The organism is Chryseobacterium piperi, from assembly GCF_002285635.2.
GTDB lineage: Bacteria > Bacteroidota > Bacteroidia > Flavobacteriales > Weeksellaceae > Chryseobacterium > Chryseobacterium piperi.
Genome location: NZ_CP023049.2, coordinates 3,939,098 through 3,965,729, shown reverse-complemented (window position 1 = coordinate 3,965,729; position 26,632 = coordinate 3,939,098). Strand labels below are relative to the sequence as shown.

Sequence of the window (26,632 nt, the reverse complement as noted above, 5' to 3'; positions counted from 1 at the left end):
CTTTAATAACAAAAGCACCTACCGAAGTAAGCGCTCTATATAATGAATTTGTGTTATTAGAATTTTGCCTGAAGGTAAATGGGAATTTTTACCTTTAAAATTTATATTGTTAAGTTTTCATGGTTAGTAGAGTTTTTAGTCTCCAATTCTAAAAACCAACAACTGGGTAGAAGTTGCACTTAAAGCCATTCCAGCACCAGTGCAGTTTCCTGATTGCCCCCTGCCTAATTGAATGTTCCATGTTCTTCCGGCAGGCACAGTAGTAGCATAAGTAATGGTACCACCATGAGATGCCAGATTACCTTCCACATGGGACGCCGTACTGTGTATTCTAGTAGTTCCATTATTAAGAGGAAAGTCCACAAAATAGGAACTGATAGTACACCCTGTCGCATTATGATTACCTTCATAAATAAATGTCAATTGATAGGTACCCGCAGGGAAAGTAATGGTATTACCAGCATAAGTCAAACCTAGAATTGAGTTTTTAACCACCGTCATAGGAACTGCCTGTTGCCCTCCAGCTGAAATACCATTTAAAAAATTATTTTGTACCGTTTCTAATCTAAAAATTGCAGGAGTAGGAATCGACAAATCATCCAATGTCCCAATCGTTTTTAAAACCCCATTAGCATCGGCTACGACAAGTGGATCAGTATCTGCAACTCCAGCAGTCAATCCTTGCAAGCGCAATGGGTTGGTGCCATTAATATGCATCTTGTTGGTTGGAGCAGTAGTTCCTACACCAACATTTCCCGCTGCTGTTACAGCAACATCATTAGCCTGCTGAGCAACACTTGGCGCTCCAGTCACAGGATTATCTTTAGCACCATCAATATTAAATACTCCCTGTGGATTATTTGTATTGATCCCAAGTTGCGCCTGCATGATGGGGGCTAAAGTCAAAAACAGAAAAAAAAGATAAAGTTTTTTACTTTTCATGTAATCTTATTTATTTTAAATATTTTCTTTTTAGTCCTAAAAAAACATAGCGCTTCTTTAGCACACATTACTAATGATAAATATTAATAATTTTATGTAAAAATCAATATTTTAATTAAAATTAACATAAATATGTTAAATCAAATGTAATACTATTTATTTAAATACCAAAATAATAATATAAATATTAATAATTGTTAATAATTAACATAATCACTTATACGTGAATTTTAAATACGAATAAAACCCTCTGTTATAGCGAAATAAATTCATAATATATGTTAATAACAAATAATATATTAACATTTATAAAACTAATAAATTATTTTTATCACACAATAGTGTATTAATATATTATTCACTCTGCTTCGAAATGAGTAAAAACCACAGAAAAAAAGGCACTTACAATATTAATATTATAAGTGCCTTTAAAAGAGGCTGTCTCAAAAGAGATAGCCTTTTTTATGCAAAAAGGAAAGCTTTCGCTTTCCTAATAGTTGCAAATTGATTAATTTGCATTGTGTTAAGTACGTCAAAAGTAGTCTTTAAAGATTACACCCCCAAAGAAAATCTGCTTTTTCCTCCCAATTTATCGGAGTTGATTGATGAGCGACATCCTGTGAAAATTGTTTCAAACATTATTGATGGCTTGGATATCAAAAGCTTAATTAAAACCTACAAACCTGGCGGAACATCTTGCTACCACCCGAAAATGCTTTTGAAAGTTTTGATTTATGGCTATTTAAGCAATATCTATTCAAGCCGCAAAATGGAGCAGGCCTTGAAAGAAAACATCCATTTTATGTGGCTCTCTGCAATGAGCCGTCCCGATCATAACACCTTAAACAGGTTCCGTAGTGAACGATTGAAAGGTGAGATTAAAGCTATTTTCACACAAATTGTTCTTCTTTTGGAAAAGGAAGGTTTGGTAAGTCTGAAAACCACTTTTGTAGATGGCACCAAGATAGAAGCCAATGCCAATCGCTATACTTTTGTTTGGGGAAGAGCTGTCAAAAAACACAAAGAAAGGATTGCAGAGCAATTAGAAGAGCTTTGGAACTATGCAGAAACAGTTGCCAAAGACGAGCTTGAAAATACAGAAAGTATTGATTTTAAAGAAGTAGATTCTGAAAAAGTAACTCAAACCATCGAAAAGATCAATGAAGTTTTGAAAGATAAAAAAGTAGCTTCAAAAGTTCGTCAGAAACTGAATTATGCTAAGAAAAACTGGGCAGATAATTTAGAGAAATATAAAAAACAGCAAGAATTATTAGAAGATAGAAATTCCTATTCCAAAACCGATACAGACGCTACTTTTATGCGAATGAAGGAGGATCATATGCGAAACGGACAACTAAAACCCGCTTACAATCTACAAATTTCTACCCATAGACAATTCATTTTACATTATTCAATTCATCCCAACCCAACAGACACCAAAACATTAGCGACTCATTTACTGGGTTTTGAAGAAAGCTATCATAAAGCTCCCAAAGAGCTTGTTGCTGATGCTGGTTATGGCTCAGAAGAAAATTACAACTTGTTAAAATCTAAGAAAATAAAAGCTTATGTTAAATATAATTACTTCAGAAAAGATCAGAAATCGGGACAAATAACCACTTCACAAAACAATCCTAAATTGGCAAAAATCAGAGAAAAGGTTTTCAAACTTCTTAATACCAGCAAGGGCATCAAACTCAGAAAACAAAGATGCCATGATGTTGAACCTGTTTTTGCAGAGCTCAAACACAACAAAAATTTTAAACGATTCATGCTTCGGGGAAAAAATAAAGTCGAGGTAGAAATCGGCATACTCGCAATTGCCCACAATCTAAAGAAAATGTCAAAAGCAGCCTAAAACAGACTGCTTTTTTGACTTATATCTTCTTTTTTCCAAGATATTTTTTTTATTCAAAATATCGAAATCTTTTTTCAATGAAATACTAAAAAGAGACTGTCCTTTTGAGACAGCCTCTTTTGTTTTTATTTTTTAAAACTGCTGGTACACATATCGATTAGGATAACTTAGCTTTTCACTTTTGCGATTTCCATTAACGATCATATGCACAATGTTAATTTGGTCATCAAATAAATTATAAAGAAAACTAACCGCAGATTCTAATTTTTTAGGACTACTCACAGATTCAGATTCCAGGAAAACATTTACAGATTCACTGTCTTCTTCATATCCAACATAATTGATCTTTAAAAAACGATTGTCTGCTTTTAATTTAAAGTATTCGGCGCTGTAATTTTTAAGTGCCACATTAAGCTGAGCTTTGTATTTCTCATCATTAAAATGAAACGGTTTCCCATACTTCTTAGTCAAAGCATTTTCTAAATCATCAAGAAAAAAACGCCCTGTAATTTCAAAAGTCTTTGACTTCGAATTATAATTGATTTCTACAGAACCCACGTGATAAGGATGCTTGATTCTAGTAAAAGAAAACAAAAAAATAACAGGAAGTAAAAACAGCCACAAACTCTTCATAAAGTACAAGATTAAATTTGTTCCGAAATTAATCATTATTTTCGTAAGCTTTATATCATCATACTATCATGCAAGACTTTTTATTCTATTTAAAGCTGGGTTGGGAACATATTATTTCTCTGGATGCATTAGATCATCAGCTTTTCGTTTTGGCATTAATTGCCGTTTATTCATATAAAGATTTAAAGAAAATCCTGATCCTGGTTACAGCGTTTACTATTGGACATTCTATTACCCTAGCATTAAGTATCCTAGACATTGTAAGGGTTCCATCAAATTGGGTCGAATTTTTAATTCCATTGACTATAGTGCTTACTGCACTGGGAAATATTCTTATGAAAAATAAAAAGCAGGCCCTGGACAAAACGAATTACTATCTGGCACTAATTTTCGGATTAATTCATGGAATGGGATTCGCCAACACCGCAAGGGTCATGATTGCAAAAAGTCAAAGTATAGCAATTCCGCTTTTAGGTTTTAATATTGGATTAGAAGTCGGCCAAATCATTATTGTTTTCGCTATTTTGATATTACTTTTTATAGCCTTAACTATTTTCAAGGTCAACAAGAAAGACTGGATATTATTTGTTTCTTCTGGAGTTTTTGCATTAGCCTTGAAAATGACTTTAGAAAGAATTCCATTTTAAGAGCCAATGATTGATATTTTTTCAACTACTAATTGTTATATTTGAAAATTATTAAATCATTTCGGTCATGAAACTAAAAGTAACTGTACTTTCTGTATTTACTTGTGTAGGTCTAACTGCTCAAAATATTCAAAATAATCCGGGAAGCAATCATGGAAACAAGTTTGAACAATTAGGAACTATTTTACCTACTCCCAATATATATAGGACAGCATCGGGATCGCCTGGACATGGTTACTGGCAAAACAGAGCAGATTATAACATTTCCGCTTACCTAGATGAAGATAAAAGAAACTTAAAGGGATCAGAAACAATTACTTATTACAATAATTCACCGGATGATCTGGATTACATCTGGTTACAGCTTGATGAAAATCAAGGATCTACTTTAAATAAAGCAGATTATGCAACTTCTACAACTCTTCCTAAAATTTCAACTGACCAACAGTTAAAAACCACTGATCTACCGGTAAAAGATAATGGATATGGAGTACATCTTGAAAAAGTAACTGATGAATCAGGAACTCCTTTACATTACACCGTTAATAAAACGATGATGCGCATTGATCTTCCTAAAGTTCTAAAAAAAGGAGAGAAATTAGTTTTCAAAGTTGACTGGAATTACAATATTCCTAACAGAATAAAAATGGGTGGCCGTGGCGGTTACGAAAACTTTCCTGAAGATGGAAATGACCTTTATACAATGACCCAATGGTACCCCAGAATGTGTGTTTACAGTGATTTCCAAGGATGGCAAAATCACCAGTTTACAGGCAGAGGTGAATTCGCTTTAGTTTTTGGTAATTTCAAAGTATCTATGAATGTTCCTGCAGATCATATCGTAGGAGGAACAGGAGAATGTAAAAATTATGACCAGGTTTTAACCTCTGATCAGTTGTCAAGATACAGAAAAGCTGAAAGCGCTAATGAACCGATAGAAATCGTAACATTGGAAGAAGCTAAAAAAGCAGAGAAAAACCATTCGAAGCAAAGAAAAACCTGGACTTTCGAGGCGAATGATGTAAGGGACTTCGCATGGACCGCATCAAGAAAGTTTGTTTGGGACGGAATGCGTGTTGTCATTCCAGAAAACAACAATAAAGTAATGGCGATGAGCTTTTACCCTAAAGAAGCTTATGCCCTATACAGAAAGCTCTCTACAAAAGCCGTTGCACATACCATAAAAACCTATTCTGAATTTACCATTCCTTATCCATATCCGGTTGCACAATCTGTAGAGGCAGCCAATGGAATGGAATATCCAATGATTTGTTTCAACTATGGAAGAACAGAGAAAGACGGAACGTATTCGGAAGGGACCAAAAACGGAATGATCGGAGTAGTCATTCATGAGGTAGGACATAATTTCTTTCCGATGATTATCAATTCAGACGAGAGACAATGGAGCTGGATGGATGAAGGTTTAAATACGTTCACAGAATACCTTACAGAAGAAAAATGGGACAATAAGTTTCCATCGAAACGCGGACCGGCATGGACTATTGTGGATTACATGAAGCTACCAAAAGACCAACTGGAGCCTATTATGAGCAATTCTGAAAATATTGTTCAATTTGGACCCAATGCTTATTCAAAACCGGCAACGGGGCTAAACATTCTTCGTGAAACCATCATGGGAAGAGAACTTTTTGATAAAGCTTATAAAACATATGCCAAGAGATGGGCCTTCAAACATCCTGAACCTGCAGATTTCTTCCGAACTATGGAGGATGCCAGCGGCGAAGATCTGGACTGGTTCTGGAGAGGCTGGTTTTATGGTACCGATCCGGTAGATATAGCCATTGATAAAGTCAGTATTGCTAGTGCCGATTTAGATACGGTTCCAACCCCTAAAGAAGTAAAATACAATGTAGATAAGCCTCTGAAAAATGATTTTGAAGACATTTCAAAAATCAGAAATAAAGAAGATAAGAACATTACATTTTATGTAGACAAAGACAAGGAAGCTCAGGATTTTTACTACCGTTATGATAGAGGCCAGGAAAAAGTAGACAACAATAAAGAGTACTCTACTAAAACTGAAAACATGACCGCTCTTGATAAAAAAGATAAAGAAAAATTCAAAAATATGACCGCCTATCAGATTGACTTCTTAAACAAAGGAGGGCTGGTAATGCCTATTATCCTTGAATTTACTTTCGAAGACGGTTCTAAACTATACGACAAATCTTCTGCTCAGATCTGGAGACTTAACGAACAAAAAGTATCTAAAACATATTATTTTGATAAAAAAATCAAATCGATTCAGCTGGATCCCATGAGAGAAACTGCTGACATTGACACTTCAAACAACTACTGGAGTAATGACGGATCCTCTTCCGGATCTTCAAAATTCCAGGTGTTTAAACAGAAACAACAGGAAGCAGTCAGAGGCGGTGCCAATGGAAAAATAAATCCAATGCAGGCAGCAGGAAAAAATAAATAAAAATAAAACCGCTTAACATGCGGTTTTATTTTTTATCATCATTTATTTACCTAAATAATCTTTTAATAAGGTTTTGTACGTTCTTCCCAACGGAATTTTATCTCCGCCTTTTAAGTACACATATTTCACATCATAAGAATCAATGTGAGAAGATAATACGATATAGGATTTATGAACCCTGATAAATCCAAAAGACTGAAACTTTTCTTCAAAATTAGACATCCTCTCCAGGATCATATATTTTTTCAAAACAGTGACTAAAATAATATATTCTCCAAAGCCTTGTATCCATAAAATATCTTTAAGAAAAACTTTATTCATGATATAATTGGACTTAAACATGATAAAATTATCTTCTTCGGTATGACTCGCTGCATTCTTAAACTGCAGATAATCTTTTGCTTTATTGACTGCTTTTTTAAAGGTTTCCAGATCTACCGGTTTCACAAGATAATGAACGACATCCAACTCAAATGCTTTAACGGCGTGCTGGGTTTCCAATGTGATAAAAATACAAAGGGGCTTATAGGGAAGCTGCTGGAGTAAGTCTACTCCATTAATTCCAGGCATATTGATATCAAGAATAACAAGATCTACTTTATTCTCTTTAAGGTATTCCAAAGCAGCTACAGGGTCCTGAAATGATGCCTGGAGATCAACACCTTCTATTTGTGCACAATACTGTTTGACAAGCTGCAACGCAGGATATTCATCATCTACATTGACGATAGTCAGATTACTCATTTAAATTAATTTTTAAAACCGTTTTATACCTGTTATTTTCAATCTTTTCAGAAAAAAAATCAACCCTTCCTCCATAGTATTTTTCTAATATATGGATGATCGCTTCATTCCCCAATCCTTTATAACCAGTATCTTCCGAAGTACTCCTACTGGTAATGGAGTTAATAATTTCAAAAAGCAGATCCCGCTTTTCAATTGCATAAGCCACTTTTATAAATCCGTCAGTCTCTAATCCGATTCCCGAATGTTTTAAAGCATTTTCAAAAAGCGTTAAAAAAACAGAAGGAGGAATTTCTACAATATCAAGTGTTTCTTCATTTCGGACATCGAAATCAATACTGAGCTGATTATCATATTTTAACTGATACAGCTTGGCAAGAGAATATATAGAAGAAAATTCTTGTGCCACACTTATTTTCTCTTTTCCACTGTCATAAATAATATATTGTAAAAGTTTGCTAAGCTGTAAAATAGAGTCAGACGTTTTTTCTGAAGACACGAAACTATTGGCATATATGTTATTGAGGGTATTGAGCAAAAAATGAGGATTCATCTTTGATTTTAAAAGATCCAGATAAAGCTGCTCTTTCTGTTCACCCAAATCGGCAACATTTTGTTCGATCAAAAATTTATCCTTTGTAATTCCCAAAAATGAAGCAACAAGAATTACAATACCCTGGGCTGTATAAACATTATATAAAAATTTGGTATTGGAAAGGGCTTCATTGAAATTCATTTTAAAAACAGCAGGCTCAAGCAAAATTCTAAAAAGACTGGATACTAAAAAACAAATCAGCGCATACAAAATAAACTCAGGATATTTATTCGCTAAATAAAAATGAGGGACCAGATAACAGTATACCAAATAGTAAACTCCAATATTCAAAACAATTACAGATAAAACACTCCAAATCAACTCAGGAGCATCGAGGAAGTAATTTTCCGTGAAAAAAATTATTAAAATAAAGATAAAAAAGAAGAAAACATGCTGAAACCTCAATAGAAACCCCCAATGAGAATTCATTAGTTTTTTCAGAATCTTATCACTGAATAAAATTCTGAAAACCAGCAATATAAATACAATATTAACTATTAAAAACATGACAAAAACCTGATTTCAACGGTTTTCAAATATAGGATCTTTTTAATGGAAAATGCTGTTTGCTGATAAAATAGGTCATTGATTGAAAAATTAACATCCCGGTAATTCTAATAAATATATTTGGAAAGCAACAATATTAACCCAATATTATATGAAAATTAAGAGAAAATTAATTTTTATTCTACCACTTCTTCTTTACCAATTTTACCAGGGACAAAGTACTGATAATTACAATATGTGGTTTCAATATATTATGACGGCCAGAGTAACGGACAAAAGCACGTTAACTGCTCTTACCCAATACCGTTCTTTTGACCTGGCATACGATACCAGACTATTTCTTGTTAACGCTTACTTAGATTATGAGGTAGTTAAGGGGGTAAGACCGGCATTAGGAGGAATGTTCCTTATTCTGGAATCTTACCAGGGTAGTGACTCGAAAAAAGCACGTTACGAAAAAAGAGCTTTCCAACAGGTCACTCTGGATCATGATATTGGAAGGACATCGATATCCAGTAGATTTCGTATTGAAGAACGTTTTATCGATAACCCTGATGAATTTGTTTTAAGAGCCCGTTATCTTCTTTCTATGAGAATTCCTTTCAATAGAAAAGGAGAAAAAGAAAGATTATACGGCATCCTTAAAAACGAAATAAGAATTAATGTCAATAAAAAAGATGATATTTTTGACAGCAATCGTATCACTGCCGGAATAGGAATAAAGACCGGAAAACGCTCTGCTATTGAATTAGCTTTTATCAACCAGCTGTCACCGGGAAGAACCAGCAACTATGGATACGTAGGCTTCAGAAATACCTTTGACTGGAGAAAAAAACAAAAATAAAACCATACCTCACTGATTAAATTTAATATATCGCTATGCTAACATTTCTTGGGTTTTTGATGATCATCATCTTTATGATCCTCATCATGAATAAAAAAATGACACCCCTTACAGCCCTGGTGATCGTTCCGGTCATCATTGCTCTTTTTGCCGGATTTGGTCCCGAGCTCGGGGACATGATGAAGAATGGTGTAAAAGAAATAGCTCTCACCGGCGTTATGTTGATTTTTGCCATTCTCTATTTCAGTTTAATGATCGACACCGGATTATTTGAACCGCTGGTTAATGTAATTCTGAAAGCTGTTGGAGATAATCCGATCAAAACAACTATTGGGACAGCTATTCTTACGACATTAGTTTCTCTGGATGGAGATGGCTCTTCTACCTATATTATCGTAGTAGCTGCTATGCTCCCCCTCTATAAAAAACAAGGACTAAATCCCCTGATTCTTACCTGCATCATTATGCTGGCCGGAGGTATTATGAATATTCTTCCGTGGGGCGGCCCTACTGCGCGGGTTATGAGTTCGCTTAAACTTGGACATACAGAGATTTTTGTTCCGATGATCCCGATCATGGTATTGGGCATCTGTTGGGTTATTTTTGTTGCTTATATCTTAGGGTTAAAAGAGAAAAAACGTATTGCAAAAGATGGAAAATATACCAACTACAGCGCTAGTGATATCAGTGGTGAGGTAGATCCTAAGCTTCGTCGTCCTAAGCTGATCTGGATCAACCTTGGCCTTACCATCATTCTTTTGGCAGTGATGATCTTAGATATCGTTCCTTTGGGAATTGCTTTTATGATTGCCTTCTGTATCGCTTCAGTAATCAATTACCCTAAATTAAAAGACCAGCAGAAAATAATGTCAAAACATGCAGGAAATGCATTGTCTGTAGCAGGAATGATTTTCGGGGCAGGAATTTTTACAGGAATTTTAAATGGCTCCGGGATTATGCAGGCTATGGGAAACAGTATGATAGAAATCGTTCCTAAAAGCTGGGGTGGATCTTTAAATATTATTACCGCAGTATTCAGTGTTCCACTAACATTTTTCCTAACTAACGATGCATATTATTTTGGAATACTTCCAATTATTGCCGCGACAGGAAATCAGCTTGGCATTCCACCCGATATTTTAGGAAGAGCCAGCCTTGTAGGACAAGCATCTCATCTTCTGAGTCCACTGGTTCCATCAACCTATTTATTGGTATCATTGGCAGGAGTGGAATTTTCCGATCATTTGAAATACACATTAAAATGGGCTATCGGATCCTCTATTGTTATGCTATTGGGAGCCTTGCTTCTCGGAGTTATATAGTTTGAATTGGTATATAATTATTATATTTCGGACCAGAATTATAATAACCCTCACTTTACGCAGCGAATAAAAGTTTTCAGATGAACCTCTTTCACACCCAAAAAACATTCACCAGCAGATACTTAAAAAATCTTACGCTATATGTATTTGTAGCCATTATAGGTGGTGTACTTAGTGGGTATTACTTTCCTGATACGAGTATCAAGCTAGGGATTATAAGCCGGTATTTTTTTATGGTTCTGGAAACGATCATATTACCGATCATTTTCATGGCTATTATTTATGGGATCTGTCATTTGTCAGATATCAAAAATGCCGGTAGTATTGTCTGGCAGACTGCACTTTATTTTTTAATACTAAGTTCAACTGCTATTGTGATAGGCTTTATTTTTGGTTTTGCGGTACAGCCTGGTGCCAATACGGGAATTGAGATTCCTAAAATAAAAACGACTCTACCCAAGAATTTTGAAATCAATGATACCTCTATTGTTTCTGTTTTATATCTTAATCGGCATGGTATCTTTCTGATCATTTCTATTATTATCGGGATCTACATGAATCTCTCCAAAGCCAGAGAAGATTTTATCAAAATACTGGACCAGGGTCTTGCCATATTCTATACCATTATTAAGTATTTATACTGTATTCTTCCTTTTATTATCTTCTGTAATATCGCTTACGGAATTTCAGTGTATGGTATTAATACTCTTCTCCCTCTTAGCAAAGTTGTTGCTACCGTATACCTTGCTGATATTGTTTTTATTTTTGGAATTTTAGGATTGATTGCTTACTTATTCAAATTCAATTTGTGGAAATTTCTTATTCATATAAAAGAGGAAATCGTTCTGGTTATGACCACCTCGTCTTCGAAAACAGCCTTTCCTATGATTTTCGAAAAGATGGAATCCCAGGGCTATAGCAGAAAAATATTAAGATTTGTAATTCCATTAGGATATAATTTTAATCTTGCGGGTGCTTGTATTTATATTTCTGTAGCATGCTGTTTTCTCATCCAGTTTTACAGTATTTCTTTAAGTGTTAATGACTACATATGGCTTTTTGTCATTATTACCATTACCTCAAAAACAGCTTCCGGTGTTCCCGGATCTGGCTTTCTCGCCCTTATTTTTACATTAAACCGGTTTGGGAAAATTCCTGTGACAGATATTGCGCTGCTGTATAGCGTAGACCGTTTTATGAATGAAGCCAGGGCGGTAACCAACTTTATAGGTATTGCCGTTTCAGGTGCCATTATTTCAAAAATCAATCAGCCGACAAAGGAACAGGCATAAAATAAAACTCCTATTTTTCTTTTCAAATATTATTAGGTGGGAAATATGATTTTCCTTAAAAGTTTGCTGTCCTATTGGTCTTAAAAACAGGTATTCTACAACCAGAAATTAAACACAAGCTAAAAAAATAAAATTAAAAGATCAAGTTTGTGAAAAAATATTTATATTTGATTAACATACTGATAACCAGAAGTCAAACTACGTATTATGGTTAAATACTCAGTATCACCAAAAATAATAATATGAAAAAAACCACTGTAACCATGAAAAATGCCAAGTTATTAAACAGAGATGCACAAAAGTCCATTAATGGAGGTGCAGCAAGACTTGTTTGTTGTGAACGCGACGATAACGGAAAATGTACCTTATGGATTGGACCGGGACAGTATTGTCCTTAACTCTTTAAGAAAATCAGTAAAAGAAAAGCCGGAAATTTCCGGCTTTATTTTTTTTATTTTTCTGCCAAAATTTCACACCGAAAAAAAAACTCTGCCATTTTCAACCCTCAATGATCAAGTATGATCCTCTGGCTTCATTTGGCACACATTTAGAGAATTATAACCCAGAAATAATTAAAAAAAAGATATATTATGTCAGTAAACTTTAAACCATTAGCAGACAGAGTTTTGGTAGAACCAATCGCTGCAGAAACTAAAACAGCTTCAGGTATTATTATCCCGGACACCGCAAAAGAAAAACCACAAGAAGGTACAGTAGTAGCAGTAGGTCCTGGTAAGAAAGATGAGCCTACAACTGTTAAAGTAGGTGACAAAGTTCTTTATGGAAAATATTCAGGAGCTGAATTAAAATTAGAAGGAAAAGATTACTTAATTGTAAAAGAAGCTGACCTATTAGGAATCATTGGTTAAGATTTCGTATGTTGTACAATGTAAAATGTACAATGTATTAATGACCGATCGAAAGTTAAAATATTAAAAAAGTAAACCAAGTACTTTGTACATTATACATCGTACGTTAATACAGCAAAACAATGGCAAAAGAAATTAAATTCGATATTGAATCAAGAGACGCTTTAAAAAGAGGGGTTGATGCATTGGCAAATGCAGTAAAAGTAACTTTAGGACCTAAAGGAAGAAATGTAGTAATTGAGAAATCTTTTGGTGCACCTCACGTTACTAAGGATGGTGTTTCTGTAGCAAAAGAAATCGAACTTGAAGACAGAGTAGAAAATATGGGAGCGCAGATGGTAAAAGAAGTCGCTTCTAAAACTAATGATATTGCAGGAGACGGTACTACTACCGCTACTGTTTTGGCACAAGCTATCGTAAGAGAAGGTCTTAAGAATGTAGCTGCAGGTGCTAACCCAATGGATCTTAAAAGAGGTATTGACAAAGCAGTAACTGCAGTTGTTGAAAACCTTAAATCTCAATCTAAAACAGTTGGAGATTCTACAGAAATGGTGAAGCAAGTGGCTTCCGTTTCTGCAAACAACGACGAAACGATCGGTACTTTGATCGCTGAAGCTTTCGGAAAAGTAGGTAAAGAAGGGGTAATCACTGTAGAAGAAGCTAAAGGTATCGATACAACTGTAGATGTTGTAGAAGGTATGCAGTTTGACAGAGGATACCAGTCTCCATACTTCGTGACTAACCCTGAGAAAATGGTAGCTGAAGTAGAAAACCCATATATCCTTTTAGTAGAGAAGAAAATTTCTTCTATGAAAGAATTACTTCCGGTTCTTGAGCCAATTGCACAAGGGGGTAAGTCTCTATTGATTATCTCTGAAGAAGTGGAAGGTGAAGCTTTAGCTACTTTAGTGGTAAACAAATTAAGAGGTTCTCTTAAAATTGCTGCTGTAAAAGCTCCAGGATTTGGGGACAGAAGAAAAGCAATGCTAGAAGATATCGCGATCCTTACAGGTGGACAGGTAATTTCTGAAGAGCAAGGTTTCACTATGGAAAACATCTCTTTAGATATGCTTGGAACAGCTGAAAAAGTAACGATCGATAAAGATAATACAACAATCGTAAACGGTGGTGGTGATGAAGCGAAAATCAAAGGAAGAGTAGCTCAGATCAAAGCTCAAATGGAAACGACTACTTCTGATTACGACAGAGAAAAACTACAGGAGAGATTAGCTAAATTAGCTGGTGGTGTTGCCGTACTTTACGTAGGAGCAGCTTCTGAAGTGGAAATGAAAGAAAAGAAAGATAGAGTAGATGATGCACTTCACGCTACAAGAGCAGCAGTTGAAGAAGGTATCGTTGCTGGAGGTGGTGTTGCTTTAGTAAGAGCTATCGCTGCTTTAGAAAACCTTACAGGAATTAACTCTGACGAAACTACAGGGATTAAAATCGTAAAAAGAGCGATCGAAGAGCCATTAAGACAAATCGTTGCTAACGCAGGAGGTGAAGGTTCTGTAATCGTTGCTAAAGTTGCAGAAGGAAGCGGAGACTTCGGATACAACGCTAAAACTGACGAGTACGTAAACATGCTTGAAGCAGGAATCATCGACCCTACGAAAGTGACAAGAGTTGCCCTTGAAAATGCAGCTTCTGTATCAGGAATGCTTTTAACAACTGAATGTGTAATCACTGAAGTGAAGAGCGCTGAACCAGCTATGCCGCCAATGGGTGGTGGAATGCCAGGAATGATGTAGTAGCGAGTCGCTAAGACAAATTTAATATATAAACCGCTCTGCTTTTGTAGGGCGGTTTTTTGTTTGAATTATGGTTTTCCGTAAGCAACTAATGTTTCAATGTTTTAACTTAGTGAAAAATTCTGTTTAATATTGTCATAATAAGTACATAATGCTTTAACGCAATTTTATATGTTTTATAATTATACAATGTGTAAATTTGGCTATTATCATTATCTTATTTAAAATAACCATCAAAATATATTAATTTTATTAAAATGAATATCCCAAAAGTATTTATATCTTATTCACACGATTCAATCGAGCATAAAAAATGGACTTTAGAATTAGGCGCTAGGCTAAGAAGTAATGGAATTGATGCAATTATAGATCAATGGGATCTTTCTCCTGGAGACGACTTACCACATTTTATGGAAACCAAGTTAGCTCTAGCAGATTACATTTTGATGATTTGCACAGATAGATATGTTCTGAAAGCTAATCAAGGCGAAGGTGGTGTTGGTTATGAAAAAATGATTATAACTTCAAATTTGTTAACTAAAATTAATAAAAACAAAATAATCCCATTAATTAAGCAGAATGGGACATTTCATGTACCTACTTTCTTAAAAACAAAACTTTTTATTGACTTTTCAAAAAAAGATGGATTTGAATTTTCTTTTGATGAACTTATTAGAAAAATTCATAATTCACCAATATATATGAAGCCTGAAATTGGCAATAATCCATTTACAACTTCTTTAAATACTGAAATTGCTTTGGCTTCTCCAGAAGAAATTAATCCAAAACATAATTCTGATCCTATCAATGAAATAATGAAATTGTTAGTCTCCCACTATGAAAATGGAGATAATTTCGTGGCAAAAGAAGACGTAAAAAATGTGTTGAACGTTTCAAGAATAATGTTTGATCTAATTACAGGAGAAGGAATTGCAAAAAAATTATTCAAGTTAGACAAAGATGGAGATTTCGTAATTACACATGATGGAAAATATTATGCTATTGAAAATAAACTTATATAAAAGATTACGTAGCGCGAACAGTATCTTCATGACTTAAACATTTTCATCTAGAAAATAACAGCATAACAAAAACCTTTTATTAAATTTCACATACTTTATAGAGCATAACCCGAAGTGGGCGCCTAGAAAAGCAGGCTTTTATTATAGTACTCATACACAAAATAACTTGTTAATTTCTTCAACTTTACAAAAAATAGTATTAGCATAATTGTATATGTATGAATATTCGATCAATACATAAATTTGACATTAGCCGTAATATTATGAACAAGACACTCAAATCCCTGCTGCGCAAAGTCTCCTGACTTTGAGTCAATAAAATAAAACCAAGCTATTTAAAAATAAGCTCCGGAGCCTGAAGACTTCGGAGCTTGGTTTTTATTCCATTTCAAAATCAAACAATTCTTGTGGATGAACTTCTAAGCCTTTGGCTAGTTCCTGTATTGTTGAAATTCTTAAATCAACTTCTCCTTTTTCAATTTTGCTGATATTACTATGGTCCACGTCACATTTTTGAGCTAGCTCTCGATAGCTTAATCCCAACTTCTTTCTAAATTTTTCAACTCTTTTACCAAAAGCTATTCGAAATTCAATTCTATCCATGGCAATTACCATTATCAGAGTAATTTGGAAAGTTTATAATAAAAATCCTACGCTCCGTTAGATTTTTTCTTTATCTCTATCTCTTTTACAAATTCATATTTCTCCTCCAAAATTGGCTGTTCTGGCCAAAAATCTTTTGGAGAGCATCCCAATGCCTTCGATATCAAGTTTAGGCTTTTAATATTATATTTTGCGGTTTTGGAATGAGCTTCAATATCTGAAATATAACTCGTACTCTTACCAATAGCTAAAGAAAGAGAAGTTTGACTAATACCTCTCTGTTCTCTTATCTCTTTTACTTTTGAAATTATATATCGCTCTATTTCGTCTAAAGAATCATGCATAATGACAAAGTGAGCCAAAAACAAAATAAAAAACTAAGGACTATAGTCCTGTATATTAAAAATATTATTATATTTGGAAAAGATTACTCATTAGAGTAATTTTGCGATACTTCAAAGAAATATAGAAGCTATTGCTTAGAATCTTGTAATAGAAAACTGGTAATTTTTAAGAGACAAGAAGATAAGCAGGAAGCTCACGACCTAGGCGTGGGCTCTCCTTATCTGTCTCAAGGTATACCAGTACCCCTATTACAGATATTGTAGAGTCTCATGCCGTTTTTATTTTCATGCTGTTCTGCTTTTCTACAATCATCTTTTTTCTAAGCCAGCTTTACAACATAAAGTATCATGATACGGTACAATGGGGTGTACAATCCATTGCGGCTTTCGGGCTTTTAAAAAAACACAAATTCTATCATATTGATTCGGCTTGTATAGACAGTAGATTCAGGCATTGCAAGGCTTACTTCTTTACTGCCGGTAAAAACTCCTACAATGAAAAATACACACTTATGAAAAAAACAAAAACAGACTTTCAATCCCGGCTTGGGAAAGGCTGGAAGAAGCATTGCGGCTTGCAGCTGATGGAAACGTTTTTTCAACTCAATGACCTGACAGCCTCCAAAGAGCTGTTAAACAGCATTATGAGCTATGCCCTTAAAAGAAATAGCTGGATAAAAGAAGATCCGTCCGTCATTTATCACTTTCATCAGGCGATGCGTTCATTCATCCGTATAGGCTACTTTATAATGTTAAAGGAAAAGAAATATACAGTCAATACTCAATTGAAAAATGTTTCTCCATGGGTTCTGGGCTTACTTTCGGAGGAAGAATACCAAAATCCTCTGTTAGTATTTAAAAAAGCATTCAAAGAATACAGTATCAAGGAATTTGATTATTTTATTTCCGGAATGGTCTATTTCTCAATGGGAATATACGACAAGCTACCGGAAAGGAATATGATAAACCCGTATATTCATCTCATCAAAATGCTGGATGCAGCGTATCTTATTCTTGAAAGGAGAAAGAAGAAATAAAAAAGGAAATTTTGTACTCAAAACAACATTATCATAATTGTATATAAGTTATATTAATACAATATGTAAATTTGGGTCTTACTAAGCATTTATTACAACATACTGTTATCAAAATGAAATTAAACGTTAACCTTTTTTCAATCTTCATTCTTTTCCTGATTTCAACCTTTTCGTTTGCACAAAAAAAGACTCCTTTTCAAATCAATGGAGAATTATTTGAGATTCCGGGAAAATGGGAATATAAAAATCAACTTAAACAATCCGGAAAATTTCACTTAAGCAATAAAGACAAAAAAATAAGCTTATTAATTTCAGTAAGAAAACCTGAAAAATTTGATTTTTATAAAGAGGGTTTAACAGAAAAAGAATTGCTGAATGCATTTTACAAATGGGAATATGATTACTGGGCGTCTTCAAGCGGAGTGAAAGCTGAAGTTTCCGAAATAAAAAGAAACGAAGGGAGAAATTATATTGTCTGGAGAATTATCGTAAAAAATATGCCTCAAAATGATCATAAGGACCCAACTTCATATTTATTGTATGCAGTAAGAAATAACAATCTGATTTCATTCAATTTAACAAATAATACAGATAAAAAGATACCGTTGACTGAAGCAGAATCAGTTGAACTTCTTGAACAAAGTTATTTGAAATAAAAAAACGGCCAACAGCTAACCGTCGCTACCGCACGATTGTATCGTGTGGCTCTTCTGTCTTTTAGATTACATTATTAGAATTTATAATACTATACACCACACGAAAGGATTCGTGCGATAGCAGTAAAAAAAGAGGAAAATAAAGCTTTCAAAATTAAAAAAGATGATTTGATGTAAACTCAACTTCTTAATTATGTAAATCACTTCTCCTTTATCTTCTTCCTATGCTTCAAGCCAAAATCAATTAGGGCATTGACAACATCTTCAGTTTCTTTGGCGTGTGGGGTAAGTGCATACGAAACTGTAACAGGCTTGGTGTTATTAACCGTTCGGGTAATTAGTAAATTATCTTCCAGTTCCTGCAACTCTTTGGATAGAACTTTTGGGCTTATTCCCAGAGCCATCTCCTGCAAATCTTTAAACCGCATTGTTTCGTAATTATACAAATTATGCAGAATACAGAATTTCCACTTACCACCCAATAATTCAATGGCATCTTTAAGGGCCAATATTTTTTCTTTGCTTATGTCATTTTTTTTGGTACTCATAAAATAGTTACTTTCCAAAAGGTAATGTATAGTAAAGGTAAAGTTTCTTTCAGATAATTTTATACTGTAAAAAAAATTAAAAATGAAAGTAACAGTAATTGCCAACATTTCGGCTAATGGTAAAGTATTATTATCCGATAATCCACATCATCAGTTGCCACCAGAAGCAATGGGATTTTATTTAGAATTTGCAAAAAAGGTGGGAAATCTTGTCATAGGCGTGAAAACCTTTGAAAATTTTTTAAATTTCCCACAGGAAGTCAAAGAACATTTCAGCGGAATAGAAATCGTAATACTCTCTGAAAAACCTTACGCATCAAAAGACTACAAGACTGTTGCAAGTCCCGAAGAAGCTATTGAATATATGTCAGAAAAAGGCTTGCATAAAATGGCAGTTGGCGGTGGAACAGGTGCTTTTAATGCCTTTATAGACCAAGATTTGGTAACAGACATTTATTTTAATATTCATCCATTAATCACAGGAGTTGGCGGTGTTTTAGGAAACAACAGTGTACTGAACTCAAAATTTAAACATAAAGAATATAACCTTAAAGACGGTTTCATTCAACTGCATCTAAGCAAAGAAGACTGAATAACAACGATCTAAAAAAAGGTGAATACAGTCTTAGATATATTTTGGACGAAAAAAATATGAATAATCGAGATCAATTATTAACAGCTGCGCAAAGTCTCCCGACTTTGAGCCAATAAAAATAAGTCATCCAAAGTCAGGAAACTTCAAAAGAAAATAATGATTTTTCCGGCAAAAATCTTTATGTTTGAGATTATAAAAAACAAACACCAAACCTTAACACCATTGAAAACAAAGTTATTACTTCTTTCATTTTTGGGTTCATTGCTAGCCCATGCACAAACACTTCATTTTCAAAATCTGAGTAATATGTCCGTCGGCAGAGGTGCAATAACCAGTGTAATCGTGAATGATAATATTTATGTGAGCAATGGTTATCAAGAAAAAGCAAGTGATGCAAAATATGTTGAGAAATACAATATTACTGATAACAGTTGGAGTGTTCTCAATTCTACTCTACTTCCCAAAAGATTTGCTAATTCGGAGACTTACAATAATAAAATTTATATTTTTAATGGTTGGGGAAATAGCCATCTTGAAATTTTAGACCTTGCAACCAATAAAATAACAAAGGGGGCTATTAATCATTCCTATACAGGAAATTCAGGTTCTGCAATCTATAATGGCAAAATATATGTGTTTGGTGGCAGCGGACTCAATGGAGCTGCAACCACTGTATTTTCTAATAAATTCCAGTATTATGATATTGCTTCCAATACCTGGAATTCATTACCCAATATGCCTACAGCCAGAGAAGCAAAGGGCAAAATTGTTAATGATAAACTTTATGTAATTGGAGGTTTTAATGGTACCCCATCTCGTCTGATAAACGTTTACGACCTCAACACTAATCTTTGGATCGATCAATATACGATGCCTGTTGGTATATCCGGGCACTCATTAGCTGTATCCAGTGATAAGATCTTTATTGTAGGTGGTTTTAATAATCAAGCTTTCCTAGCCTATTTTGATACTACCACTAATAAATTACACCAGTTATCATCCAATATGATTCCCAGAAGACACGCTGCAGCGGAAGTATATAACAATAAATTATACATCATCGGTGGAAGTACAACGTCTCTAACCAGTTCAGCAATTAAAAGTATACAAGTAGCAGATATTAGCGAAAGTGTACTCTCTGCAAATGCAGCCAATAAAGATCAAGTATCTAAAGCAAAGGTCTATACCAACGCATCTAGAGACGGTTTTGTAATCAGTAATAAAAATAATAGTAATCAATTTGAATACACCGTTTTCTCAATAGATGGAAAACAAATTACCAAAGGTTTTGCCTATTACAATAAAAATATAGATTTATCAAAGGTCCAAAATGGAACAACTTATATTTTTCGTTTTAAAAATGAAAAAGGAGTTTTAGAAAGTATTAAAATTGTGAGATAATGATCTCCTCAAATGCTATCGCTTCTCATGTAGACTATTTCCTTTAGTAGAATTAGTATAACAAACAATCGTTCAATTCAAATTATAAAAAAATGAAAAAATATATCATTTCAAGTATTTTAGTTTTAATTTTTCAAGTATTCTATGCACAAATAAACACTGATCTTATTAAAAAGAATGTCACCGAAAATCCACAGGAAAATTTTTATAAACTTTTAGATATATTCAAAGTAAATCCTTCTGAATTAACTCAAGAACAATTGAATCAACTTTATTACGGGAGTAAATTTGTAAAAATTGATTATACAATTGGAAACTACAATCGTGAATCTGGCACGTTCTGGAAACCAGCTCAAAAAAGATTATCAAAAAATAAAGCAGAACAAATGGTTGCTGAGGCAGAATCAAAATATTCAATTAATCCTCTCAATAAAAATTTGTTGGATGACATGATGAATATTTACCGGGCACTCAATGAAACCCAAAAAGAAAAATTATGCTCCCAACAAAAGGATTTAATCATTCAAACGATAGAAAAAAGTGGGGATGGGAAAAGTGAAGAAACAGCAATTTGTGTTTTAACCCCTGGAGAAGTTTTACAACAGCTTGATATATTAGCACGCTCTGGACCAAGAGCCGAATTTAGTCAAAAAATGAAACACCTTCCAGATGGGAGTGTTCTAACAATTTATAAAATTGGGAAAAGAGAAGTATTTGTAAAATTAGTTGGCGGATATTTTCTATAACAATTACCCTCCTCGCTGCCGCACGATTGTATCGTGTGCTAGCGGTGAGACTATATAAGCAATTATATATGTATATAAATTAGCAAAGTAACTTTAGCATTCATACAATGGAAAACCACAAAAACGAGCAACCAGCCAATCATATTGTAGACAACGGACCATTTTATCATGGAACAAAAGCAGATCTTCAAATCGGAGACTTGCTTACAGCTGGATTTGGGTCTAATTATTATCCGGAAATCATTATGAATCATATCTACTTTACAGCTTTAAAAAATGGGGCTGGACTTGCCGCTGCATTGGCAAAAGGAGACGGCCATGAACGCATATACATTGTGGAGCCTACCGGAGAATTCGAAAATGACCCTAATGTGACAGACAAGAAATTCCCGGGCAACCCTACCCGCTCCTATCGCAGTAAAGAACCCATAAAAATTATTGGCGAGGTCACAGAATGGATAAAATTAACTGATGAAGAACTCCAAAGATGGCGGGAAAATATTGCAAAGCTGAGAGAGAATCCGGATGCTGAAATAATAAATTAATCCTATATTTATTGAGAATAAAATAAAGGACAAAAGATACAGACCAATGTCTTCAAATCATGAGTGGTATAACTTATTTAAAAATATGAAAAGTTCAGATAAAATTTTTATGGTGTTGATGACTCTGCTATTCCAGTACCTGGTGTATTCTCAAAACATCCATTCAGAAAAATTGGATGATTATGTGAATTACATCCAGAAAAATAATCTTGATATTGGATCTATTTCTATTTTTCAAGATGGGAAAGAGATGTATTTTAATTCTTTCGGGAAAATACAAGGAAAAAAATTCAATAAAAACACGGAGTATCAGGTTGGATCTATAACCAAACTTTTTACAGCAACATTGATTTTTACACTGATTGAACAACACAAAATTTCATTAGATACTCCACTCAGACAATATTTTCCTGATGTAAAAAACTCTGATAAAATTACCATCCAAAATCTTCTTGAACATTCAAGCGGGTTAAATAATTATGTAAAAAAAGATGAGAAAACAGTCTGGTTAAAAGAACCAAGAACCCAGGAAGAAATTATGAAAGAGCTGATGAACCAAAGGATTTTATTTTCGCCTAATGAAAATGTATCTTATTCCAATTCCGGATATTATCTCTTGGGAAAGATTATAGAAAAAGAATATCATAAGAAATATAATGATGTTCTGAAGGAACAGATTACAGGACCATTTCATCTTTCCAAAACCCAATCAGCACTTGACCATCCCACTCATATTGCAGAATCCTATCTTTTAGAAAATAATTTGTGGGTTCTCACCAAAGATTTTTATTTTAAAAATATTATTGGTGTTGGTGATATGTCTTCCAACACTCAAGATCTGAATAGATTTATCAACCTATTGTTTGATCATAAAATTTTGTCAAAAGAAACGGTCGCAAAGATGAAACCCATTATTGGAAAAGAAACTTATGGAAGGGGTTTAATGACATTTAAATTTCACAATATTGATTTTTACGGAAATACAGGCGGAACCTATGGAACTAATACCATCCTCATATTTGATGAAGCATCAAAAACTTCCATCGCATTAATAATCAATGGGGAAAAGTATCCGCGAAATGAATGTATTAATGATATTGTAGACATCATTTACAATGATCATTTAAGCTATCCTAAAGAAAGCACAACACTATAGATATCATTCCTATAAGCTTGTTCCAGTACTAGACCTCTATTCCTGTTTTACTTCTGATTATTTCCTCCAAAAAAATTATTTCCTCTAATTTTGGTATTGAGTCTAAAATCATATACATTTGTATTTATAATTAAATGAACATTCATTTAATTATAAATCACTCATAATGAAATCATATGCGTAACCGGGATTTGAACAAAGAAAATATAATCAAACAAAAAGCAATTGAAATTATTGTAAAAGATGGATTGAATGGCTTTACCATTAATAAATTGGCTAAAGCATGCAATATCTCGGTGGGTACCCCTTATGTTTATTATAAGGATAAGGATGATCTCATTACCAAACTTGTCATTGAAGAAGGAAACAAGATGGAATCCCAGATCAATGAAGGCTTTGATCCTGATTCTTCATTCGAAGAAGGACTGCGTGTACAATGGACCAACAGATACCGATATGCAATCAAAAATCCCATGATCCTCCCCTTTTTGGAGCAAATTAATAATTCCCATTACAGCCAGCAATTTGCCGAAATGTTTAATGAAAAGCCGGGAATGTTTATGAGTGAATTTAAAAACAATCTTTTGAGTTTTATTGCCAATACGGTAAAGCGTAGGGAGATTGATGAAATTCCGTTTGAGGTATACTGGTCAATTGCTTTTGCTCCTCTATACACTTTATTACGTTTTCATCAACAGGGCAAAAGTATTAGTGGGCTCCCTTTTGTTTTAACAGATGAACTATTATGGACCACATTTGACAAGGTTTGTAAGGCACTAAAAAAGTAAAGAACAGAATAATAAGTAATATACGATGACATATTCATTTTTAATGATCGGCCAGTCGAATATGGCAGGCCGTGGGTTTCTACAGGAAGTTCATCCTATTCATGATGAAAAGATCAAAATGCTGAGAAACGGAAGATGGCAAATGATTGCCGAGCCTATTAATTTTGATCGCCCTACTTCAGGAATCAGTCTGGCAGCTTCTTTTGCTTCTTCATGGCGTTTATTTCATAATCACAAAGACGATATTGGATTAATTCCCTGTGCAGACGGAGGGACAAGCCTTGAAGACTGGGCGGTAGAGGAGCCACTATTTCAACACGCTGTTTCACAAGCAAAAGCAGCACAAAAAATAAGTACATTGGCAGGAATTCTCTGGCATCAAGGAGAGAGTGACAGCCATGGACAAAAATATCAATCTTACCAGGAAAAATTAAGCGTAATCATAGAAGCCCTGAGAGAAGAACTTAATGTTCCGGATATTCCTCTGATCATTGGAGGATTGGGCAATTTTTTAACAGATGGTATGTATGGTCAATACTTTAGCGAATATAATGATGTGAATGAATCTTTAATCCAATTTGCAAAAGATCATGATCAGTGCTATTTTGTTTCTGCTGAAGGTTTAACAGCAAACCCTGACAACATTCATTTCGATGCTATTTCTCAAAGAAAACTGGGAGTCCGGTATTTCAGAGCCTTTGAACAAAAAGCCAATATACCGGGAATACTAGCTGATGAGGATCAAGTTATAGAAATGATCAATAACCGCCCGCTGACGAAAAATGAAAAATATGAATTGTTACAATACGAGTTTGCAATGGGAATTATAGATGCCAATACATTTCAGCAGCAATTTGCAAAGCTCACTTAATCTATGCTACTTCCCTAGTAATCAAATCATAAAAACCGGTTTTTTCAGACCGGTTTTTAAATTTTATAGAAATTCAATCACTATTTTATTTATTTTTATTGTGCAAAATAAAAAATAACATAACCACAAAAACTATAAACATGAGCCTAAAAACATTAGTTACTAAAAGTGTTCAGTACAATAACTGGGTAGTCAATAAATATATTGATTGGCTTTCTACCAAGTCTGATGAACAGCTTAATCAGGAAACCATCTCAAGTTTTCCGACCATCTTAAAAACGTTACACCACATCTGGCAGACTCAGGAATATTGGTGGAGTTTTATTTCTGAAAACCATGATTTTGATTTTGCACAAACATCCGATGTCACTCAAAAAGAAGATGTTTTCAATGCCATCAAAAACAATTCTCAAAAGTTGGCAGATTATGTTGAGAGTCTTTCCGAAGAAGATTTAGAAAAAAATGTAAAAGTAGAATCCCCTTGGTTCCAATGTGATTTTTCCAAATACGAATACATCCAGCATGCCATTATTCATGGAACTTATCATCGTGGGCAGATCGTGACTATGGGAAGGAATATAGGACTTACCGATGCTCCCATGACCGATTATAACTTTTGGAATATATATAAAGATCAACAATAATATCTAAACGATGTCATTCAATTTACATAAAGCAATAGAAGTTCTCGAGCGTACTCCAAAGGTTTTAACATCATTACTGGAAGGCTTAAGTGATGAGTGGATATACAATAATGAAGGTGAAGAAACATGGAGTCCTTTTGATGTAATAGGCCATTTGATTCACGGAGAAAAAACGGATTGGATGGTTCGAACGGAGGTAATTCTTTCCAATGGACCGGATAAAACTTTTGCTCCATTTGATAGATTCGCACAGTTTGAACAAAGCAAAGGGAAAACGATTTCCCAATTATTGGAGGAGTTTCAGAAATTAAGAAAGAACAATCTTTCCATTTTACAATCGAAACATATAACGGACGAAGATTTAAACAAAACGGGAATTCATCCTGCACTGGGCAACACTACTCTCAAGCACTTATTATCTACATGGGTTGCTCATGATCTTGGACATATTGCGCAAATTTCCAGAGTTATGGCCAAACAATATAAAAATGATGTGGGGCCATGGAGAGAGTATCTTGCCATACTTGATCGGTAATACGGATATCTTAAAACATTTTAATTAACATTCTCATAAATCGCCTAAAAAAAGACCGATTTATACAATTTTCAAATTTCTCCATACCCTAATTTTGTCTTATAATACAATAAATTATGAGACCTTTTATTTTATTCATATACATCATTATTGGAAGTGGGATATTATTTGTTAATATTTATAATTCTCTTATTGATGCACCTAACTGGGGAAGAAGCATTCCCAGCTCACTTGAAACAGCAAGATATTATTTTCAACAAAAAACACCTGGAGATTTTTTTAAGATAGCAGGAACCTTTTACCATCTCCTTGGATTGGTTACCATCATTGTATTATGGAATTCATATCCACAGACCAAAGTGTATGTGGTTTCAGCTTTCATCCTTTTTATACTAGCCGATGTATTAACAGTCACTTATTTTTTTCCAAGAAACCATATTCTTTTCGTACAAAAACCGATTGATCCGGAAACTGCAACACAAGCATTGAAAGAATGGAGCAGAATGAATTGGGTTCGTTCATTATTATTACTAACAGGAGTACTTTTTTCCAGTATTGCTTTGCATAAAATATATAGATAAAAAGCAGGCCGATCCTGCTAAAATAATTATAGAAACCTCTTCTTCATTTCAAAAAACTTCCCGAAATTAGCAGTCTGTGCGTTAAATAGAAATTAATGAATTAAAAAACA

Annotated in this window: 29 protein-coding genes; 22 read left to right on the top strand and 7 right to left on the bottom strand. The window is 34.1% G+C overall.

The genetic code is table 11. The features are described 5' to 3' along the window. Positions 1 to 135: 135 nt before the first annotated feature. Positions 136 to 942, bottom strand: a complete 807-nt coding sequence (locus CJF12_RS17395; RefSeq protein WP_095591191.1) for a hypothetical protein — start codon at positions 940 to 942, stop codon at positions 136 to 138. A gap of 520 nt (positions 943 to 1,462) precedes the next feature. Here CJF12_RS17395 and CJF12_RS17390 point away from each other — a divergent pair. Next, positions 1,463 to 2,800 (top strand): IS1182 family transposase, encoded by a 1,338-nt coding sequence (locus tag CJF12_RS17390; protein ID WP_095591034.1) that lies wholly within the window; start codon positions 1,463 to 1,465, stop codon positions 2,798 to 2,800. A 132-nt stretch (positions 2,801 to 2,932) separates the two neighbouring features. Here the strand turns inward: CJF12_RS17390 and CJF12_RS17385 are convergent, their stop codons facing one another. Continuing rightward, complete coding sequence (locus CJF12_RS17385) at positions 2,933 to 3,433, bottom strand: DUF6702 family protein (RefSeq protein WP_034685348.1); 501 nt, start codon at positions 3,431 to 3,433, stop codon at positions 2,933 to 2,935. A 68-nt stretch (positions 3,434 to 3,501) separates the two neighbouring features. Here CJF12_RS17385 and CJF12_RS17380 point away from each other — a divergent pair, with 68 nt between their 5' ends. Next, positions 3,502 to 4,080 (top strand): HupE/UreJ family protein, encoded by a 579-nt coding sequence (locus CJF12_RS17380; protein ID WP_034685326.1) that lies wholly within the window; start codon positions 3,502 to 3,504, stop codon positions 4,078 to 4,080. A 67-nt stretch (positions 4,081 to 4,147) separates the two neighbouring features. After that, the gene (locus CJF12_RS17375; protein WP_034685324.1) at positions 4,148 to 6,526 is read left to right on the top strand and encodes a M1 family metallopeptidase; all 2,379 of its coding nucleotides are present in this window, start codon (positions 4,148 to 4,150) and stop codon (positions 6,524 to 6,526) included. A 42-nt stretch (positions 6,527 to 6,568) separates the two neighbouring features. Here the strand turns inward: CJF12_RS17375 and CJF12_RS17370 are convergent, their stop codons facing one another. Together CJF12_RS17370 and CJF12_RS17365 are read right to left on the bottom strand one after the other, a co-directional pair. Continuing rightward, a complete protein-coding gene (locus tag CJF12_RS17370; protein WP_034685322.1) occupies positions 6,569 to 7,270 on the bottom strand; it encodes a LytR/AlgR family response regulator transcription factor in 702 nt (233 codons plus the stop codon). Further along, on the bottom strand, positions 7,263 to 8,294 hold the full coding sequence (locus tag CJF12_RS17365; protein WP_034685346.1) for a sensor histidine kinase: 1,032 nt from the start codon (positions 8,292 to 8,294) through the stop codon (positions 7,263 to 7,265). Before CJF12_RS17365 ends, CJF12_RS17370 begins: the two co-directional genes overlap by 8 nt. A gap of 229 nt (positions 8,295 to 8,523) precedes the next feature. Between CJF12_RS17365 and CJF12_RS17360 the strand changes: the two genes are divergently transcribed. The 7 genes from CJF12_RS17360 (at position 8,524) to CJF12_RS17335 (ending at position 15,472) form a co-directional block, all read left to right on the top strand. After that, positions 8,524 to 9,216, top strand: coding sequence for a DUF2490 domain-containing protein (locus CJF12_RS17360; protein ID WP_034685320.1), 693 nt, complete (start codon positions 8,524 to 8,526; stop codon positions 9,214 to 9,216). Between the two features lie 35 nt (positions 9,217 to 9,251). Continuing rightward, entirely contained in the window at positions 9,252 to 10,538 is a 1,287-nt protein-coding gene (locus CJF12_RS17355; RefSeq protein WP_034685317.1) for a CitMHS family transporter, read from the top strand. 80 nt (positions 10,539 to 10,618) lie between these two features. Then, the gene (locus CJF12_RS17350; protein ID WP_034685314.1) at positions 10,619 to 11,830 is read left to right on the top strand and encodes a cation:dicarboxylate symporter family transporter; all 1,212 of its coding nucleotides are present in this window, start codon (positions 10,619 to 10,621) and stop codon (positions 11,828 to 11,830) included. 242 nt (positions 11,831 to 12,072) lie between these two features. Beyond that, the gene (locus tag CJF12_RS19980; protein ID WP_157759869.1) at positions 12,073 to 12,228 is read left to right on the top strand and encodes a hypothetical protein; all 156 of its coding nucleotides are present in this window, start codon (positions 12,073 to 12,075) and stop codon (positions 12,226 to 12,228) included. 192 nt (positions 12,229 to 12,420) lie between these two features. Further along, the gene (locus CJF12_RS17345; RefSeq protein WP_034685310.1) at positions 12,421 to 12,699 is read left to right on the top strand and encodes a co-chaperone GroES; all 279 of its coding nucleotides are present in this window, start codon (positions 12,421 to 12,423) and stop codon (positions 12,697 to 12,699) included. A gap of 122 nt (positions 12,700 to 12,821) precedes the next feature. After that, the gene (gene groL / locus CJF12_RS17340) at positions 12,822 to 14,450 is read left to right on the top strand and encodes a chaperonin GroEL (RefSeq protein WP_034685308.1); all 1,629 of its coding nucleotides are present in this window, start codon (positions 12,822 to 12,824) and stop codon (positions 14,448 to 14,450) included. A gap of 257 nt (positions 14,451 to 14,707) precedes the next feature. Beyond that, complete coding sequence (locus tag CJF12_RS17335) at positions 14,708 to 15,472, top strand: toll/interleukin-1 receptor domain-containing protein (RefSeq protein ID WP_034685306.1); 765 nt, start codon at positions 14,708 to 14,710, stop codon at positions 15,470 to 15,472. A gap of 378 nt (positions 15,473 to 15,850) precedes the next feature. Here the strand turns inward: CJF12_RS17335 and CJF12_RS17330 are convergent, their stop codons facing one another. Further along, positions 15,851 to 16,075 carry a helix-turn-helix domain-containing protein gene (locus tag CJF12_RS17330; protein ID WP_034685344.1) on the bottom strand — a complete coding sequence of 75 codons (225 nt, stop codon included), beginning with the start codon at positions 16,073 to 16,075 and terminating at the stop codon, positions 15,851 to 15,853. 47 nt (positions 16,076 to 16,122) lie between these two features. Then, a complete protein-coding gene (locus CJF12_RS17325) occupies positions 16,123 to 16,419 on the bottom strand; it encodes a helix-turn-helix domain-containing protein (RefSeq protein WP_034685304.1) in 297 nt (98 codons plus the stop codon). A gap of 512 nt (positions 16,420 to 16,931) precedes the next feature. On the opposite strand from CJF12_RS17325, the gene CJF12_RS17320 reads away from it, so the two are divergent. Both CJF12_RS17320 and CJF12_RS17315 read left to right on the top strand, forming a co-directional pair. Continuing rightward, positions 16,932 to 17,456 (top strand): hypothetical protein, encoded by a 525-nt coding sequence (locus tag CJF12_RS17320; protein ID WP_131329546.1) that lies wholly within the window; start codon positions 16,932 to 16,934, stop codon positions 17,454 to 17,456. Between the two features lie 113 nt (positions 17,457 to 17,569). After that, on the top strand, positions 17,570 to 18,112 hold the full coding sequence (locus CJF12_RS17315; RefSeq protein ID WP_034685299.1) for a hypothetical protein: 543 nt from the start codon (positions 17,570 to 17,572) through the stop codon (positions 18,110 to 18,112). 200 nt (positions 18,113 to 18,312) lie between these two features. Here CJF12_RS17315 and CJF12_RS17310 read toward each other — a convergent pair whose 3' ends face one another. Continuing rightward, positions 18,313 to 18,660, bottom strand: coding sequence for a winged helix-turn-helix transcriptional regulator (locus CJF12_RS17310; protein ID WP_034685296.1), 348 nt, complete (start codon positions 18,658 to 18,660; stop codon positions 18,313 to 18,315). A gap of 82 nt (positions 18,661 to 18,742) precedes the next feature. On the opposite strand from CJF12_RS17310, the gene CJF12_RS17305 reads away from it, so the two are divergent. The 10 genes from CJF12_RS17305 to CJF12_RS17260 all read left to right on the top strand — a co-directional run bounded on the left by CJF12_RS17305 (position 18,743) and on the right by CJF12_RS17260 (position 26,522). Then, a complete protein-coding gene (locus CJF12_RS17305) occupies positions 18,743 to 19,252 on the top strand; it encodes a dihydrofolate reductase family protein (RefSeq protein ID WP_034685294.1) in 510 nt (169 codons plus the stop codon). A 183-nt stretch (positions 19,253 to 19,435) separates the two neighbouring features. Next, positions 19,436 to 20,656: a T9SS C-terminal target domain-containing protein gene (locus CJF12_RS17300; RefSeq protein WP_034685292.1), complete on the top strand. Its 1,221-nt coding sequence runs from the start codon at positions 19,436 to 19,438 to the stop codon at positions 20,654 to 20,656. 92 nt (positions 20,657 to 20,748) lie between these two features. After that, a complete protein-coding gene (locus CJF12_RS17295) occupies positions 20,749 to 21,402 on the top strand; it encodes a DUF4919 domain-containing protein (RefSeq protein ID WP_034685288.1) in 654 nt (217 codons plus the stop codon). A 107-nt stretch (positions 21,403 to 21,509) separates the two neighbouring features. After that, positions 21,510 to 21,947: an NAD(+)--rifampin ADP-ribosyltransferase gene (gene arr / locus CJF12_RS17290; protein ID WP_034685286.1), complete on the top strand. Its 438-nt coding sequence runs from the start codon at positions 21,510 to 21,512 to the stop codon at positions 21,945 to 21,947. An 85-nt stretch (positions 21,948 to 22,032) separates the two neighbouring features. Continuing rightward, positions 22,033 to 23,103: a serine hydrolase domain-containing protein gene (locus tag CJF12_RS17285; RefSeq protein ID WP_084675651.1), complete on the top strand. Its 1,071-nt coding sequence runs from the start codon at positions 22,033 to 22,035 to the stop codon at positions 23,101 to 23,103. 176 nt (positions 23,104 to 23,279) lie between these two features. Beyond that, entirely contained in the window at positions 23,280 to 23,891 is a 612-nt protein-coding gene (locus tag CJF12_RS17280) for a TetR/AcrR family transcriptional regulator (protein WP_034685283.1), read from the top strand. Between the two features lie 25 nt (positions 23,892 to 23,916). Next, the gene (locus tag CJF12_RS17275; protein ID WP_034685281.1) at positions 23,917 to 24,762 is read left to right on the top strand and encodes a sialate O-acetylesterase; all 846 of its coding nucleotides are present in this window, start codon (positions 23,917 to 23,919) and stop codon (positions 24,760 to 24,762) included. Between the two features lie 140 nt (positions 24,763 to 24,902). After that, positions 24,903 to 25,406 (top strand): DinB family protein, encoded by a 504-nt coding sequence (locus tag CJF12_RS17270; RefSeq protein WP_034685277.1) that lies wholly within the window; start codon positions 24,903 to 24,905, stop codon positions 25,404 to 25,406. Between the two features lie 10 nt (positions 25,407 to 25,416). Continuing rightward, the gene (locus CJF12_RS17265; protein ID WP_034685274.1) at positions 25,417 to 25,941 is read left to right on the top strand and encodes a DinB family protein; all 525 of its coding nucleotides are present in this window, start codon (positions 25,417 to 25,419) and stop codon (positions 25,939 to 25,941) included. A gap of 116 nt (positions 25,942 to 26,057) precedes the next feature. Further along, entirely contained in the window at positions 26,058 to 26,522 is a 465-nt protein-coding gene (locus tag CJF12_RS17260) for a DUF1772 domain-containing protein (protein ID WP_034685272.1), read from the top strand. The last annotated feature ends 110 nt before the right edge of the window (positions 26,523 to 26,632 follow it).

Bases quoted from the DNA above. Each gene is read 5' to 3' on its own strand.
- CJF12_RS17270 (WP_034685277.1), top strand. From the start codon at position 24,903: ATGAGCCTAAAAACATTAGTTACTAAAAGTGTTCAGTACAATAACTGG.
- arr (WP_034685286.1), top strand. From the start codon at position 21,510: ATGGAAAACCACAAAAACGAGCAACCAGCCAATCATATTGTAGACAAC.
- CJF12_RS17320 (WP_131329546.1), top strand. From the start codon at position 16,932: ATGAAAAAAACAAAAACAGACTTTCAATCCCGGCTTGGGAAAGGCTGG.
- CJF12_RS17265 (WP_034685274.1), top strand. From the start codon at position 25,417: ATGTCATTCAATTTACATAAAGCAATAGAAGTTCTCGAGCGTACTCCA.
- CJF12_RS17325 (WP_034685304.1), bottom strand. From the start codon at position 16,419: ATGCATGATTCTTTAGACGAAATAGAGCGATATATAATTTCAAAAGTA.
- groL (WP_034685308.1), top strand. From the start codon at position 12,822: ATGGCAAAAGAAATTAAATTCGATATTGAATCAAGAGACGCTTTAAAA.
- CJF12_RS17330 (WP_034685344.1), bottom strand. From the start codon at position 16,075: ATGGATAGAATTGAATTTCGAATAGCTTTTGGTAAAAGAGTTGAAAAA.
- CJF12_RS17280 (WP_034685283.1), top strand. From the start codon at position 23,280: ATGCGTAACCGGGATTTGAACAAAGAAAATATAATCAAACAAAAAGCA.
- CJF12_RS17315 (WP_034685299.1), top strand. From the start codon at position 17,570: ATGAAATTAAACGTTAACCTTTTTTCAATCTTCATTCTTTTCCTGATT.
- CJF12_RS17385 (WP_034685348.1), bottom strand. From the start codon at position 3,433: ATGAAGAGTTTGTGGCTGTTTTTACTTCCTGTTATTTTTTTGTTTTCT.
- CJF12_RS17305 (WP_034685294.1), top strand. From the start codon at position 18,743: ATGAAAGTAACAGTAATTGCCAACATTTCGGCTAATGGTAAAGTATTA.
- CJF12_RS17300 (WP_034685292.1), top strand. From the start codon at position 19,436: ATGTTTGAGATTATAAAAAACAAACACCAAACCTTAACACCATTGAAA.
- CJF12_RS19980 (WP_157759869.1), top strand. From the start codon at position 12,073: ATGAAAAAAACCACTGTAACCATGAAAAATGCCAAGTTATTAAACAGA.
- CJF12_RS17345 (WP_034685310.1), top strand. From the start codon at position 12,421: ATGTCAGTAAACTTTAAACCATTAGCAGACAGAGTTTTGGTAGAACCA.
- CJF12_RS17365 (WP_034685346.1), bottom strand. From the start codon at position 8,294: ATGAATTCTCATTGGGGGTTTCTATTGAGGTTTCAGCATGTTTTCTTC.
- CJF12_RS17355 (WP_034685317.1), top strand. From the start codon at position 9,252: ATGCTAACATTTCTTGGGTTTTTGATGATCATCATCTTTATGATCCTC.
- CJF12_RS17275 (WP_034685281.1), top strand. From the start codon at position 23,917: ATGACATATTCATTTTTAATGATCGGCCAGTCGAATATGGCAGGCCGT.
- CJF12_RS17370 (WP_034685322.1), bottom strand. From the start codon at position 7,270: ATGAGTAATCTGACTATCGTCAATGTAGATGATGAATATCCTGCGTTG.
- CJF12_RS17260 (WP_034685272.1), top strand. From the start codon at position 26,058: ATGAGACCTTTTATTTTATTCATATACATCATTATTGGAAGTGGGATA.
- CJF12_RS17380 (WP_034685326.1), top strand. From the start codon at position 3,502: ATGCAAGACTTTTTATTCTATTTAAAGCTGGGTTGGGAACATATTATT.
- CJF12_RS17335 (WP_034685306.1), top strand. From the start codon at position 14,708: ATGAATATCCCAAAAGTATTTATATCTTATTCACACGATTCAATCGAG.
- CJF12_RS17350 (WP_034685314.1), top strand. From the start codon at position 10,619: ATGAACCTCTTTCACACCCAAAAAACATTCACCAGCAGATACTTAAAA.
- CJF12_RS17360 (WP_034685320.1), top strand. From the start codon at position 8,524: ATGAAAATTAAGAGAAAATTAATTTTTATTCTACCACTTCTTCTTTAC.
- CJF12_RS17395 (WP_095591191.1), bottom strand. From the start codon at position 942: ATGAAAAGTAAAAAACTTTATCTTTTTTTTCTGTTTTTGACTTTAGCC.
- CJF12_RS17295 (WP_034685288.1), top strand. From the start codon at position 20,749: ATGAAAAAATATATCATTTCAAGTATTTTAGTTTTAATTTTTCAAGTA.
- CJF12_RS17285 (WP_084675651.1), top strand. From the start codon at position 22,033: ATGAAAAGTTCAGATAAAATTTTTATGGTGTTGATGACTCTGCTATTC.
- CJF12_RS17375 (WP_034685324.1), top strand. From the start codon at position 4,148: ATGAAACTAAAAGTAACTGTACTTTCTGTATTTACTTGTGTAGGTCTA.
- CJF12_RS17310 (WP_034685296.1), bottom strand. From the start codon at position 18,660: ATGAGTACCAAAAAAAATGACATAAGCAAAGAAAAAATATTGGCCCTT.